The 13,980-nt window shown below is 62.9% G+C and carries 11 protein-coding genes and 1 tRNA gene; 5 read left to right on the top strand and 7 right to left on the bottom strand.

Features of this window, described 5'->3' with window-relative positions; translation table 11 throughout:
- Positions 1 to 414 precede the first annotated feature (414 nt).
- Complete coding sequence (locus AAGA68_01895) at positions 415 to 699, top strand: RNA-binding protein (protein MEM9383785.1); 285 nt, start codon at positions 415 to 417, stop codon at positions 697 to 699.
- 82 nt (positions 700 to 781) lie between these two features.
- Here AAGA68_01895 and AAGA68_01890 read toward each other — a convergent pair whose 3' ends face one another.
- Positions 782 to 3,031: an EAL domain-containing protein gene (locus AAGA68_01890; GenBank protein ID MEM9383784.1), complete on the bottom strand. Its 2,250-nt coding sequence runs from the start codon at positions 3,029 to 3,031 to the stop codon at positions 782 to 784.
- A gap of 209 nt (positions 3,032 to 3,240) precedes the next feature.
- Between AAGA68_01890 and AAGA68_01885 the strand changes: the two genes are divergently transcribed.
- Positions 3,241 to 4,251: a LysR substrate-binding domain-containing protein gene (locus tag AAGA68_01885; protein MEM9383783.1), complete on the top strand. Its 1,011-nt coding sequence runs from the start codon at positions 3,241 to 3,243 to the stop codon at positions 4,249 to 4,251.
- Positions 4,252 to 4,264: 13 nt separating this feature from the next.
- On the opposite strand, the gene AAGA68_01880 is transcribed toward AAGA68_01885, so the two are convergent.
- The 4 genes from AAGA68_01880 to AAGA68_01865 form a co-directional block, all read right to left on the bottom strand.
- Positions 4,265 to 5,044 (bottom strand): phosphoadenylyl-sulfate reductase, encoded by a 780-nt coding sequence (locus tag AAGA68_01880; protein MEM9383782.1) that lies wholly within the window; start codon positions 5,042 to 5,044, stop codon positions 4,265 to 4,267.
- A gap of 7 nt (positions 5,045 to 5,051) precedes the next feature.
- The gene (locus AAGA68_01875; protein MEM9383781.1) at positions 5,052 to 6,758 is read right to left on the bottom strand and encodes an NADPH-dependent assimilatory sulfite reductase hemoprotein subunit; all 1,707 of its coding nucleotides are present in this window, start codon (positions 6,756 to 6,758) and stop codon (positions 5,052 to 5,054) included.
- A gap of 15 nt (positions 6,759 to 6,773) precedes the next feature.
- On the bottom strand, positions 6,774 to 8,606 hold the full coding sequence (locus tag AAGA68_01870) for an assimilatory sulfite reductase (NADPH) flavoprotein subunit (protein ID MEM9383780.1): 1,833 nt from the start codon (positions 8,604 to 8,606) through the stop codon (positions 6,774 to 6,776).
- Positions 8,607 to 8,774: 168 nt separating this feature from the next.
- Positions 8,775 to 10,154 (bottom strand): SLC13 family permease, encoded by a 1,380-nt coding sequence (locus AAGA68_01865; protein MEM9383779.1) that lies wholly within the window; start codon positions 10,152 to 10,154, stop codon positions 8,775 to 8,777.
- Positions 10,155 to 10,304: 150 nt separating this feature from the next.
- Here AAGA68_01865 and AAGA68_01860 point away from each other — a divergent pair, with 150 nt between their 5' ends.
- Positions 10,305 to 11,057 (top strand): sulfite exporter TauE/SafE family protein, encoded by a 753-nt coding sequence (locus AAGA68_01860; GenBank protein ID MEM9383778.1) that lies wholly within the window; start codon positions 10,305 to 10,307, stop codon positions 11,055 to 11,057.
- Here the strand turns inward: AAGA68_01860 and aceK are convergent.
- Positions 11,043 to 12,785 carry a bifunctional isocitrate dehydrogenase kinase/phosphatase gene (gene aceK / locus AAGA68_01855; protein MEM9383777.1) on the bottom strand — a complete coding sequence of 581 codons (1,743 nt, stop codon included), beginning with the start codon at positions 12,783 to 12,785 and terminating at the stop codon, positions 11,043 to 11,045. The genes AAGA68_01860 and aceK overlap by 15 nt on opposite strands.
- 140 nt (positions 12,786 to 12,925) lie before the next feature.
- Between aceK and AAGA68_01850 the strand changes: the two genes are divergently transcribed.
- Positions 12,926 to 13,285, top strand: a complete 360-nt coding sequence (locus AAGA68_01850; protein ID MEM9383776.1) for a response regulator — start codon at positions 12,926 to 12,928, stop codon at positions 13,283 to 13,285.
- Positions 13,286 to 13,539: 254 nt separating this feature from the next.
- Positions 13,540 to 13,818, top strand: a complete 279-nt coding sequence (locus AAGA68_01845) for a hypothetical protein (protein MEM9383775.1) — start codon at positions 13,540 to 13,542, stop codon at positions 13,816 to 13,818.
- A gap of 55 nt (positions 13,819 to 13,873) precedes the next feature.
- On the opposite strand, the gene AAGA68_01840 is transcribed toward AAGA68_01845, so the two are convergent.
- Positions 13,874 to 13,950: transfer RNA gene (locus AAGA68_01840), tRNA-Thr, on the bottom strand.
- Positions 13,951 to 13,980: the final 30 nt, after the last annotated feature.

Here is a 13,980-nt window from a genome sequence, read left to right as displayed (position 1 = left end):
CAGTCAGCTACGCCTGGTTCTGGATCGTATTTTCGCGCTGACCGGCCGCTGCCCCCAGCGACTGTAAAGTATGTCGATAGTTTGTGCTCTAACTTAAGGGTGCCACAGTACCCCAATGAACCGGTAGCGTCGCCCGTCGTTGAGTGGCAACGGGTGGGCCTACAAACCGTCATCTGCTTGTCTTGGAGCGCCAAAAAGTTGACGTAGTAAGTTGGAATTACCGGTCATATACTGACCGCTCAGGCCGGAACCCCAAGGCGGGCATAGACTATTTCCCTCCCTTTTCCCCGGCGCCATCACAGCACAGCATAACCGCAGCGCGTAAATCTCGAGCCACTTCGCCATCAAGGCATCGCACGCAATAGGGATCGGGGCGTTGTGCTGTGCCTGGAGGGGCTCTCTCGGAGTTCTGGAATGACCAAGCTTTATGTAGGAAATCTGCCCTGGCGCGCGTCAGATGAAGATCTGCGCGACCTGTTCGCCAACATCGGTGAGGTGCATTCGGCGGTGGTGATCACCGACCGGGAAACCGGCAGATCGCGAGGGTTCGGTTTCGTTGAAATGGAGTCCGGCGACGCCGCCAATGCCATCTCGGAACTGAATGGCAAAGACTACGGCGGTCGCCCGCTGCGCGTGAACGAAGCGCAAGAGCGTGAGCGTCGGCCTCGTCCGCCTGGCGCCGGTCCGCAACGCCGCTGACCGAAGCTCGGCCCTGAGCCGGGCGACAAAGAGTTAAGTAGGCCGACCTCCTGGGGGTCGGCGCAGGCGTCGCGCGGCCTGCTTACCCCGTCAGGGGTCTAGACTGCTGAGGAATCGGATCCGCCTGCGGTTCCTCGGGCTCTAGCACGATGACATCGTCAGCAGCTTGCCCATCGGCCAACGCGAGGCCCCCGTGAGTCGCTTCCCGGCTCACCCCGTGGGGCATCAACCCCGTAGTGAAATCGTCTGCAGGCATCGGCTTGCCGTACAAGAATCCCTGTACCTCCTCACAGCGAAGGGCGCGCAGCACCGACAGCTGCTCTTCGGACTCCACACCTTCTGCGCAAACGCGCAACCCCAAAGCCTGAGCTAACTGCACCGTAAAGCGGACGATCACCTCGTCGGTCTGGTTCACTCCCAGGCCTCTGATGAAGCTGCGATCGATCTTAAGCGTATCGACCGGGAGCTCGCGCAGGTAGCTCAGTGAGCTATAGCCGGTCCCGTAGTCGTCGATCGCCACTCGAACGCCGATCTGCCGCCGCGCTTCGAGCAAGCGCGAGGCCAGCTCGAGATCGCTGAGCAGGGTATTCTCCGTGATCTCGAGCTCCAAGCAAGCAGGCGCGACGTGCTCGTTGCGCAACACCAGTTCAATGTGCTCGAACAGGTGGGGGTCCTGAAACTGGCGCGGGGAGATGTTGACGGACATCACGAAACGCCGGTCGACCAACCCTAGGCTCTGCCACTGGCGAAGCTGTCGAATCGCCTCGGCGACCACTAGGCGGCCGAGCTCAACGATCAAGCCGAGCTCCTCTGCCAACGGGATGAACTCAGAGGGTGCCACGAGGCTGCCGTCTTCGGCGCGCATGCGTAGGAGCGCCTCTGCCCCCGCGACACGTCCAGCCATAAGATCGATTCGTGGCTGGTAGTAGACGAGGAACCGTCCGTCATCGAGCGCCGAGCGCAGGGCAGCTTCGCGCCCCCAACGCTGGCGTATCTGCTCCTCGATAGTCACATCGAACACCACCGAGCGCCCGCCTCCCGCACGTACAGCGACACCGAGGCTGGCCTCGCTTGCACGAACGAGCCCCTCCGTGTCCTGCGCGTGCAACGGATACAGCGCCACCCCCGCACTCACGCTCAGGTAGATGCGCTGCCCACCGACCTCGAAGGGAAGCTCAAGCTCCGACCGCAGTCGATCTGCCACATCGAGCGCGAGCGCGACATCGTCGATCTTACCTAGCAACACGGAAAACTCCGCACGACCCACGCGCGCGGCGATATCCTGCCGCCTGCCGCGACGCCCCCCTGGGCCAGCGTTTCGCTCACGGTAGCGAATAGCTGAGTTCAGCCTGGCGCCTATCAGTCGCAGGAGCTCATTGTGCTGCTCGCGCGAAAGCGATTCGGCGACCCGGCGAAATTCATCGAGACCGAGTCGCACCAGCGCCGACTTCGCCCCGCGTCCCGTGTGGCGGGCAAGCCAGCTATCTAGCTGGCTCTCATTCGGGAGCCGTGTGACCGGATCATAGTTGGCCAAGTAGCGCAGCTGCGCTTGCTGAGAGCGTTGATCCGTAATGTCGAGGATCGACCCGACGAGCGTGGGTTCATCCGCCAGCTCTTCGCTCTCCTGTTGTCCGCCGAGCTGAACCGTGCGCAGCTTGCCATCGCCGCTGAGCACTCGGCACTCGAAGCTAAAGGAGGTGCCCTGCTCGATGGCGGTTGTGAACGCATCGGCCACCATGGAGGAGTCCTCCGGATGGAGCCAACCCAACAGATCTGTCAACGTACTGACGCGTGTGTCGTCCGTCGCCTTGAGGATGCGCACGAGTTCATCAGAACAGGTCAGTGCGCGAGACCTGCAGCCCAAGCGCCAATCGCCCAGATGCGCGACCCGCTGAGCCGCCTGCAAGCGCTGTTGGCTGCGCTGCAGAGAGCGGGTCATCTCGCGCGCCTGAAGTAGCTGTTCGAGGCGTCGCTGCAAGAGCATGTAGTTGACCGGTCTCGCTACACAGTCGGTCGCACCAGCGTTGAATGCGGCCTCGAGCAGCGGCTCCGCGTCCGCCTCCCGACTCATCGCAATTAACACTAGGTGCTCGCTGCCGGGCAGGGCACGGAATTGGCGACACAGATGGAGGCCTTCGCTCTGCGTGGGCCCATCACTGCCGGCGAGTTCAAACAACACGGCCGCGGGCCGTACGCGGAGAAACTGCTGGAAGGCGTCTTGGAGCGCCGCGGCGACGGCGACTTCGTAGCCCCCTCGTGCGAGCGCCTCACTTAGGGAGTCGCGCAACAGCGGGTCGGGATCGATGATGAGCAGACGGTGCGGTTCGCTCATCGTCATGCAGGCACGGCGCATAGCCGATTTTTCGGGGCATAAGCTGGGCGCATGTCGAGGTTAACGACGACTGCACCGACGACTTGAGACTCCAGCCCGGCAATGCTTGACAGGCACGCTGCTCAACCCGCTAGACTGCGAACCGGTTCACCATGGCGGGATCTGCTCCAAAGCAGAGCCGCCCACTGTCGCCGTCCGGCGGGTTCCGCATGAAGCTCCAGCAGCTACGCTACCTCCTCGCTATCGCGGATAACGAGCTAAACATTACGGCCGCCGCCGAACGCTTGTTCACCTCCCAACCGGGCGTGAGCAAGCAGCTGAAGCTCCTCGAGGACGAGCTCGGCGTGCAGGTGTTCACCCGACGCGGCAAAAGCCTGGACAGCGTGACCCCAATCGGTCGAGAGATCATCGAGCGAGCGCGGCGCATCCTGAGCGAAGTAGAGAACATTCAACATCTCGCCGCGAATCAGCACAGCGAACAGAACGGCAGTCTGTCGATCGGCACCACCCATACGCAGGCGCGCTACGTGCTACCGCCGGTCATCAAGCGCTTTCGCGACTGCTTCCCCAGCGTATCCCTGCACCTGCACCAGGGCACCTCTGAGCAGATCTGGCAGATGATACGCGGCAAGGAGATCGACTTCGCGATCGTCAGCTCCAGCGGACAGCCGACGCCACGCTCTGAGCTGATCATGCTGCCCTGCTATCGGTGGGATAGGACCGTCATCGTGCCTAGGCAGCATCCGCTGGCCGGCAGCGATGAAAGGCTGACACTCCCGCGCCTCGCCGAGCACCCATTGATTACCTACGTGTTCAGCTTCAGCGGCGAGTCTTCCCTGAAGCTCGCCTTCGAGCAGGAGGGCTTGACGCCCGAAGTGGTCTTCACGGCGCGCGATGCCGATGTGATCAAGACTTACGTACGTATCGGCATGGGCGTTGGCATTGTCGCCAGCATGGCTGCCGAGTGCGATCCGCAAGGTGATCTCATGACCCTCGACGCCGCTGGGCTGTTCCCCCGCTGCACCACCTGGGTCGCCCTGCGCCGCGACGCTGTGCTGCCGCGCTACATGCAGGTCTTTCTGGAGCTCTTCGCCCCACACCTAACGCGAGAGCTGACTACCCAGGCCCTGGAGACGGCGAGTCAAACTGCCGTCGATGCGCTCCTGGCCGATACGGATCTGAAACTCTACGGCCCCTGCGCACCGGCTGAGGTCGGATAGGACACACCGAACCCTATGGCCTCGCCGCGCCATCCACCTGCTGCAGGTCGATCTCGTGGATACCGCACTCACGCAGCAAGCCGAAGAATCGCGTATCGTCCGCGCTGCCCGCATCGTGCAGGGACTGGGTCGTGTGTACATCGCCGATCGAGACGTAGCCCTCGAACCAGAGCGGGTGGTAGGGCAGCTCGTGGGCCTTTAGGTACTCGAACACGTCGCGATCGCTCCAATCCACGACGGGCAAAACCTTCCAGCGCTCACCGCTGCCGCTGAGCACCGGCAACGCGCGGCGGGTGCTCGCCTGAACTCGACGAAGGCCGGAGAACCAGGTGCCTACTTGCAGCTCACGCAGGGCGCGCTCCATCGGCTCAACCTTGTTCTCCTGGTTGTAGGCCGATATCCCAAGCTCCCCCTGTTCCCACCGCTTGCCGTAGCGGGCCTCTTGCCATGCGGCGCTAGTGGCGGGTCGATATACCTTCAGGTTTAGTGACAGGCGCTCCGTAAGCTCGTCGACAAAACGGTAGGTTTCTGGGAACAGATAACCTGTGTCGATCAAGATGACGGGAACATCCGGCCGCTGGCGGGTGACCATGTGCAGCATGACCGCGGACTGTGCGCCGAAGCTCGAGCTCACGACAACGCTGCCCGGCAAGTGCTCGAGGGCCCAAGCCACGCGCTGCGGTGCCGTCATCGCGGCTAAGGTTTGGTTTGCATGTTCGACGGCGATTTCGCGAGTCTGGCCTTCGTCGAGCACTTCCGTGGGTCTCATCAGGAGCTGTGGTTCGGCACTCATGGCGTCCTCATCCGGTGACCGCCGCCGCAAGGCGGTGGTAGTCGCGACCGTGGTCCAGCGCGGGCACATGGCCCGCTCGCACCACGAAGTCGCCGAAGCGCTCGCCCTCGTGGCGATGCGCAGCGAAGTCCCCCAACAACTGATCCAGTTCGGCGAGAATCTGCTCCTCACCGATATTCTCCCGATACTGCGTGTTCAAGCGGCTGCCATCGGGCGCCGCACCGAGCAAAAGGTTGTAGGTCCCAGGCCCCTTCCCAACGAGGCCGATCTCCGCCAGATAGGGCCTTGCACAGCCGTTCGGGCAGCCCGTCATCCGCGTGACGATCGGCGTATCACCAAGCTCGTGCGACGACATGAGCGCCTCGATGCGGCTCAACAATGAGGGTAGGTAGCGCTCTGCCTCGGCCATCGCCTGGGTGCACGTGGGGAAGGCAACGCAGGCCATGGCGTTACGACGCAGAGCCGATGGCCCTCCCTTACCCGTGACCTGATGACCTTCCAGAAGTTCGATTACCGCATCCTTCTTTTGTCCATCGATGCCAACGATGACCAGGTTTTGGTTTGGCGTGATACGGAAATTCGCATCGAACTGCGCTGCTAATTCGCGTAGGGCCGTGCGCATCCGATGTTCCGCGTTATCGGCGATGCGGCCGTTCTCCACGAAGAGCGTGTAGTTCCAACGCCCGTCCTCGCGCTCATACCAGCCGTAGCGGTCGCCCGTGGTGGCGAACTCGAAGGGTCGTGCCGCCTGCAGGGGTTGCGCCAGGCGCGCATTCAGCGCCTCGACGAACCAATCGACGCCGCGGTCTTCGATCGTGTACTTAAGACGTGCGTGCTTTCGACTCGTGCGATCGCCAAAGTCGCGCTGCACGGTCACCACGTGCTCGGAAACATCGCGTACTTGATCAGCCGTGCAGAACCCGATCACGTCTGCCAAGCGAGGGTAGGTCCCCTGGTCGCCATGGGTCATCCCAAGACCACCGCCGACGGTCACGTTAAAGCCCGCCAATTCGCCATCTTCGACGATGGCGATGAAGCCCAGATCGTGGGCGAAGATATCGACGTCGTTCACCGGCGGCAGGGCAACCACGGACTTGAACTTACGCGGCAGATAGGTGTCGCCGTAGATCGGCTCGACATCAGCCCCTTTCACCTTTTTCCCGTCGAGCCAGATCTCGTGGTAGGCGCCGGTCTGGGGCGTCAGGTGCTCGTGCACCTGCTGTGCCGCTTCGAAGACCTGCTGGTGCAGCGCCGAATCATCAGGGTGCGCCGTGCACATCACGTTGCGGTTGACATCTCCACACGCCGCCAGGGTATCGAGCAGGGTGGTGTTAATGGAGGCCATGGCCTGCTTTAGGCCCCGCTTGACGATGCCGTGGTACTGAACGGCCTGGCGAGTGGTCAGGCGCAGGGTGCTGTTGGCGTACTCATCGGCGATATCGTCCAGCGCCAGCCACTGCTCCGCGGTGACCAATCCACCGGGCACGCGCACGCGGATCATGAAGCTGAACGCTGGCTCTAGCTTCTGCTTGCGCCGCTCGGCACGCAAATCCCGATCGTCCTGCTGGTAGATGCCGTGAAACTTGCTCAGCTGCGTGTCGTCGTCGGCCAGGGCACCGGTTACCGCGTCCCCCAGGCTTTTTGAGAGGGAGCCGCGCAGGTGACGGCTTGCGGTCTTGATGCGCTCGACGTCGGACAGTGGCATATCGCTCATGCTCTCGCTCCGTTCTCAGTACACGTCCCGCTGGTAGCGACCGCTGTCGCGCAGCTGAGCCAGGTAATCACTCGCCTGATCATCGTCCCTTGCCCCATGGGTTGCCACGATACGACGAAGGGTTTCGTCAACATCGACGGCCATCCGCGAGGCGTCCCCGCACACGTACACGTGGGCGCCCTCTTCGAGCCATGCGTAGAGATCTGCGCCATGCTCTTGGAGTCGATCCTGCACGTAAATCTTCTCGCGCTGATCACGGGAGAAGGCCACATCCAACTTGCTTAGGCCGCCCTGACGCAGATGGCGCAGCCATTCGATCTGATACAGGAAATCCGTGTCGAATTGGCGAGCGCCGAAGAAGAGCCAGTTACGACCGTTCGCGCCCAAGGCCTGGCGATGTTCGACGAAGGCCCGAAATGGCGCCACCCCCGTGCCCGGGCCGATCATGATCACGGGCGTATCACCATCGGCAGGCAACCTGAAGCGATTATTAGGTTGAACGTAGACTGGCGCCGTATCGCCTTCGGCTACGGCATCCGCGAGATAGGTGGAAGCAGCACCCCAATGCGGCTCACCAAACTTCTCGTAGCGAACCTCAGCCACCGTGAGATGCACTTCATCCGGCGTCGCCAACGGGCTCGAGGCGATCGAGTACAGGCGCGGCGTTAGCTTGCGTAGCATCCCGGCAAACTGCCCCGGAGAGAGCGTGACTGGAAACTCGCGAAGCACATCGATGACCTGGCGCTGCCCTGCCCAAGCGCTGTAGGTGCTGCGATCGCCCGCGAGTAACTCGTTCAGGGCCCGCGACTCACTGACTGCGGCGTAGCGCTCGACGAAGCTGCGACTGAGTACCGTCACCTCAAAGCGCGAGGTCAAGGCCTCGCGCAGGCTGAGCACTTCGCCATCGCCTAAGGCGACCGGCTCATCGCCACCGGCTTGCAGCCGGTCCATAAGCTGGGCGACCAGAGGCCGCGGGTTGTGCGGCAGCACGCCAAGCGCATCGCCCGGTTCGTAGCTGAGGCCACTTCCCTCGAGGGAGAACTCCAGATGACGCACGGGCCACCCGGATCCGCGTCCAGTGATCGGCTGGTTGGCCAGCAGCGTCGCGTCGTAGGGATTGCGCTTATCGTGTCGTGGCGCGCTCGTCACCGCGTGCAGGTGCACGGCGGGTCGGGCTGCGGACTCGGTCGCCTGCGCGCTAAGAGCATCCTGGACCTGGGCGAGCATCGCCTCGCGCCAAGCCTCTGCGGGCGACTCGTAGTCCACGTCGCAGTCGACACGATCACCTAGGCGCGTGGCGCCGAGTGCAGCCAGTCGCTCGTCGAAGTCCTTACCGGTTTGGCAAAAGTGCTCGTAGCTGGAGTCACCGAGAGCCAACACTGCGAAGTGCAGGTGATCGAGGCGTGGTGCACGCGCTGACCCCAGGTACTCATGCAGGCCAGCAGCCTCATCAGGAGGTTCGCCCTCACCGTGCGTGCTGACGACGACCAGCAGGTAGGATTCGCGTTTCAAGCTCGCTGGGCGGTAGTCCTGCATGGCCTTGAGCTCAACGGGCATGCCCTGCTCAGCCGCTACGCGCGCGAGTTCTTGAGCGATCGCCTGCCCGTTGCCTGTTTGAGAACCGAACAATACGGTTAGGGTTGGAGACGGCGCCGCGAGCGCGGCGGGGGCCGACGCGGCCTGCGCAGGAGAGGTTGCGCCCGCCGTTGCCGCCAGGCCTGCCAGGTAGCCACTCACCCAGGTGAGCTGAGTGACATTCAGGCCATCCACGGCCTGACTGACCGCGGCAGCCTGCGCCGGGTCGAGGGGACCTTGTTTGAAATCAAGCGCGGAACTGGGTTGAGCCATGGCGGTGCCTTCCTCCGACTGAGGAGGCGGAGTGTAGGGACGGCAACCCCAGGACCGAACGACTCTTTACTTATCCGCTTATAACGCTCTGCGATGAGCGATTGAAAACAGGCACTTAGCGATGACCGCGGCGCGTCCTTAGGCAGCAGCCTGGCCCCGCCGGCCATCTCAGAGCAGCAGCAGAGAGGCCACCGCGGTCACCACACCCACCGCAACGAGGTTGATCACAAAGCCCTCCCTAGCCATCTCGCGAATGCTGAGGCGCCCGCTAGAGAAGACCACGGCGTTGGGCCCTGTGGCCACGGGCAGCATAAAGGCGCAGCTAGCGGTCATTGCGGCGGGCGCCATGAGCAATCGCGGATCTAGTCCCGCAGCCACGCCGGCAGCGGCCAAGATCGGCATCAGCAGCGCAGTGGTCGCCGTGTTGCTGGTCACCTCCGTCAGGTAAGTCACCATCACGCAAATCGCGCCGATCAGCAGCCAAGGGGGAAGCGCACTCAGCCCAGCGAGCGCCTCACCGAGGCTGGCGCTGATTCCAGTGGCGGCGAAGCCCTTGGCGATCGCAATGCCAGATCCGAACAGCAGCAGGATGCCCCAAGGGATTTGCGAGGCCGTCTCCCAGTCGAGGAGCCGGCCACCGCGACCGTTCGGTACCAGGCACATCAGCACCACGGCGAGCAACGCGACGCTGGCATCGTTGGCACCTGGCAGAGCGAACCATTCGCTCCAACCTCCACCGGGCTCGGTGCGAGTGATCCACGCAAATGCTGTCATCCCAAAGATAGCGAGCGTTCGAATCTCCTCGGCGCGCCAGGGCCCCGCGCTTGGAATATCGATTTTCTCCCGAGTACTGATCCCTCTGGTTAGCCAAAGGGCAATGAAAGGAACGAGCACCAGCACGACCGGAATGGCAAAACCCATCCAGGACAAGAAACCAACCTCAGTACCAGTAGTCTCCTGGTAGACGCGCAGGAAGATAAGATTGGGTGGAGTACCCACGGGCGTGCCGATACCCCCCACGCTCCCGGCGTAGGCAATACCGAGCAGCAATCCACGCTGAAGCGCTCGATCATCCGTCTTCTCGATGATGGCCATGACGATGGGTAGCAACATAAGCACCGTCGCCGTGTTCGAGATCCACATGCTCAGGCCGGCGGAGACGGTCACAAAGCCGAACACCAAGGAGCGGCCACCACCACGGCCGAAGGCGCGCACGGCGTTCAATGCGAGGCGACGGTGCGCCCCGCTGCGGGCCATAGCAGTGGAGAGCATGAAACCGCCCATCAGGAGCAGGATGAGCGGGCTGCCCACCGATTCGCCCACCTCGCCCGGCGAGAGGATGCCGAGGAGCGGAAGCAGGGCCAGGGGCAACAACGAGGTGACCGGGATCGGGATGGGTTCGAAGATCCACCAGAGCGCAGTGAGAGTGGTGATGCCGGCAACCCAAGGCGCGCCGGCCGTGCCCACGCCCTGCCAGGAGACCAGCATCCCCACGAGCATCGCCAGCAAAGGTGCAGCCACCAAGGCTGCGTTTCGGATGATCTGCAATTCGCTTCGGCTCCGCTCAAGGCACGCCCGCGGCGTAGGTCGCCGCGCGCATGTATTCTACGCAAGGGTGCCAGCGGCCGCCGCTGCGCTGCCGGGACGCGCCAGGTAACGGTCAACCGCGCAGGGGAAGGCTTGGAGATTTGGCAGGCAATGGCCTTGTGCGGCGTCGGCGTCGCGGCAGGCTGGATAAACGTGATGGCTGCCGGCGGCTCGATGCTGACCGTTCCCGTGATGCTTCTGTTCGGCCTCCCCGGCCCCGTCGCCAATGGCACCAACCGTGTCGCCATCCTGGCCCAAAATGCAGTGGCCGTCCTCGCCTTTCGTAAGCGCGGCTACGAACAACCCCTGCTCGGCCTATCGCTTGGGCTGGCGACACTGCCGGGCGCTCTGGTCGGGGCCTTTGCCGGCGTGCAGCTGCGTGGTGAGCGCTTCGAGCTCGTGCTCGCAGGGGTCATGCTCGTCTCCATGGCGGCCATGTGGCAGCAGGGGCGAGCCAAGAAACATGCCGCCGCTGCCCCGACACCCCCTGCCTCGCGGCCCCCAAGCCGCCCTCGCCTGATCCTAGGCCATCTGTGCATGGTCGGCGTCGGCTTTTGGGGCGGACTCATTCAGGTGGGCGTGGGCTTTGTGCTCATGCCGGTGCTGCATCGGGTGCTCGGCTTCGATCTGGTGCGCGTCAATCAGTACAAGGTACTCACGGTACTGACCTACACGATCCCCGTGCTCGCCGTGTACGCGGGGCAGTCGAGCGTGCTGTGGATCACCGGCGCCGCCCTAGCCCTCGGCAACGCGATCGGGGGTTGGCTCGGTGCCCACCACACGATGACGCGCGGGGCGGGACTGGTGCACCTAGTGTTCAACCTGGCGCTGATCGCGTTGGTGGTTCGCCTAGTGTTCTTCTAGGGGCTGCGCCTCACCTATCGTGCGCTCGCCACGGCGCCGGTAGGGCACCAGCTCCAGCACCTCGCCACGCTCGTGGCGCGCCTTCACATCGCGCCACCACGCCGCCGTGAACAGCTCGCCGTGAGCTTCCAAGAAACGATCGCGCAACTCCCCGTCGAAGCCCAAAAAGGAAGCGAACTGGTGCGGGAAGACATCAGTGTCCGCCACATAGAACCAATCGGAGGGACGCATCTCATCCTCCTCGTAGTTGGTCTGCACAGGGTCGCGGAAGTTACAGTCTGTGACGAGGCAAAGTTCATCGTAATCGAAGAACACGACTCGGCGCTGGCGACTCACGCCGAAGTTCTTCAGCAGCAGATCACCGGGGAAGATATTGGCGTGGGCAAGGTCGCGGATGGCCTGACCGTAGTCAATCACCACCTGCATGCGATCCTCACCGCTTGCCTCGCGCAGGTACTTGTTGAGGGGGATGAGGCGCCGCTCGACGTATACATGATCCAACACTAGGGTCGTATCGCTCTCCAGGTGAGTGCTCGCCGTGGCCTCCTTGAGAAGCTCATCGCGCAAGGATGGCTCGAAGCGTTCCACTGCGAACTTCATGCCAGCAAACTCCTGCGCCTCTACCAAGCGACCGACCCGATCGTGGGTGGCGACCAGGCGGTACTTATCCTTGACGTCCTGGCGAGTCGTGGTCTTCGGATATGCGAAGTTGTCTCGAATGACCTTGAACACGCCGCCATAGGACGGCAGAGCAAAAACGATCATCACCATCCCCTTGTCGAGGGCGGCGTCGCGGAAGCGCTCGCTGGACACGGCCAGGTGCTCGCGAATCTCATGGTAGCGCTGGGTCTTACCCTGCTTGGCACGCCCCAGCATCGTGAACAGGTCCACCACCGACTTGTGGGGCATGATCGAGTGCAGGAAGATCACCGCGCTGGTCACGCTCTCGAGATCGACGTGGAAGTAGGAGCGCGCGAAGCCAAAGACGAAGCTCACCTCGTCATCGTCGAGCAGGACCGCGTCGACTTCGATCCCTGTCTGCGCGTTGCGCAGGGCGATCAGCAGCGGATGTTGGCGGCTCCCGGAGGTGAGCCTACCGACCAGATAGGCCCGGGTATCGCGGAAAAAGACGGGGCCAATCATCTCCACCTGCTGCGGCTCGCCGGCGCCAGAATCCCTAAGGAACGCACGCACTTCGCTCGCCACGTGGTCGCCGCTTCGCACGATGTCTCGGTAGGTGACCGCGAACGGATAGTCGGCTAGCAATACTGTGAATAGTTGCGTCAGTGAACCGCCGCGCAAGGCGTAGCGACGCACGCCAAGAGGATGAGCGGACTGAGCCAAGGGTTGGCTATCCTCTGCTTGGAAAACGATGCGCTGCACGGCATCGGCTACACCGAAGATGCGGCGCGCGACGGAATTGAAGTATGTCCGGGTAAACTCTATGTCACGGTAGGTCGCGATGTTTTCGGCGAAACGCCGACGCATCGCATGCCAGACATCCTCCTCGAAAATCGGCGTGGCTGGGGTCTGCTCAAACAGGGCACGCACGCGCGCCACGGTGGCGTTGATGCAATTGTCGTACAGCTGGATGCGCTCAACCGCGTCGGCTCGGCTCGCCGCCCACTTGCGCTGCTCGAAGCGCCGCTTCGCCCGCTGCGTAATGGAGCGAAATTCGGAGTTGTAGCGGACAAAATCGATGAACACCTGGTGTGCGCAGGCATGCACGAGACGCTCCCGATCCCGCGGGCAGCATTCCGCCGTCCCGTTTGCCCTGGCGCCGGGCGATGACTCAGGGGATCGCCTCACGCGCGTGTCCGGGCTTTGTGTCACAGTGGGTCACCGCTTGACTGCGAAGGTTGAGGCCCATGGTAACGGGTGATCGTTGTTCCGTGCTGCTCGTCGAGGACCAAGCCTTAGTGCGCGAGATGATCACCTCGGTACTGGAGGCGAACAATTTTCAGGTAACGCCCGTGGCCAGCATGAACGAAGCCATAGGCCAGTTGAGCGCCGTCACGCCGAGCATTGACACGGTCCTGTCGGACGTGCGGTTAGGTGACGGACGGAACGGCATCGAGCTTGCTGACTGGGTGCGCGAGCGGTACGCGCAAATGCCAGTGATCCTGATGTCCGCCCTCACCGATGCCTCCTACGCGACCTATCACTTCCTTCAAAAGCCCTTCACCGAGCGCGAGCTGCTCGAGGTGATCGCCGCCGCGACCGCCTGACGCCTCGGCAACGCGCCTTCCTAGCGGTGAATAGACTGCCCTATCGAAACCGTTGAGCTCGGCGAGAAACTCCCGAAGCGCCCACAATGTGCTGTTTTCGTTAGCAACGCTACCGTTATTCGCGCTGTGCCGTTACACTGCGCGCTAACGAACGGGGTCAGCACCGCCCATGCGGCGCTTGTGCACCGGTGCCGACCTCGCTCGTTTACGTTGATCTGTTCAACAAACGTGGTTCTTTCTGACCGGGAGTCTCCATGAAAAAAGCGAAACTGCTCAAAACCATCGACGCCGTGAAGGCGTACAAGTGGCCATCCCCCCAAAAACGTGCCGTTATCACGGCTTTAGCCCTAGGTGAGGAAGGCACCAGCGGACACCTGTCCACCCTGCTGGGTATTCCCCTACGCACGCTCCACGTGCTGTGGTCGTCACTTCGGGCGGACGGCTGGGTGGAATGGGACGGCGAGCAGTACACCGTAAGCGACGACGTACGCGCCATCGTTAGCGTGTGGCAGCAGCTCGCGAACGCAAGCTGACGCGCGGACCGCGCGTAGGGGTAACGGCGGGGCCAGCTCGGCTCCCGCCGAAAAGTGGTGCCGGAAGAGGGACTTGAACCCCCAACCTACCGCTTACAAGGCGGTTGCTCTACCAAATTGAGCTATTCCGGCAAGGAAGATTAAGGGCCCGAAGAGGCCAGT

The sequence above is a fragment of the Pseudomonadota bacterium genome, from assembly GCA_039193195.1.
Taxonomy (GTDB): Bacteria; Pseudomonadota; Gammaproteobacteria; order Steroidobacterales; family JBCBZW01; genus JBCBZW01.
The sequence above is the reverse complement of the archived record's forward strand: the minus strand, read 5'-3'. Positions and strand labels throughout refer to the sequence as shown.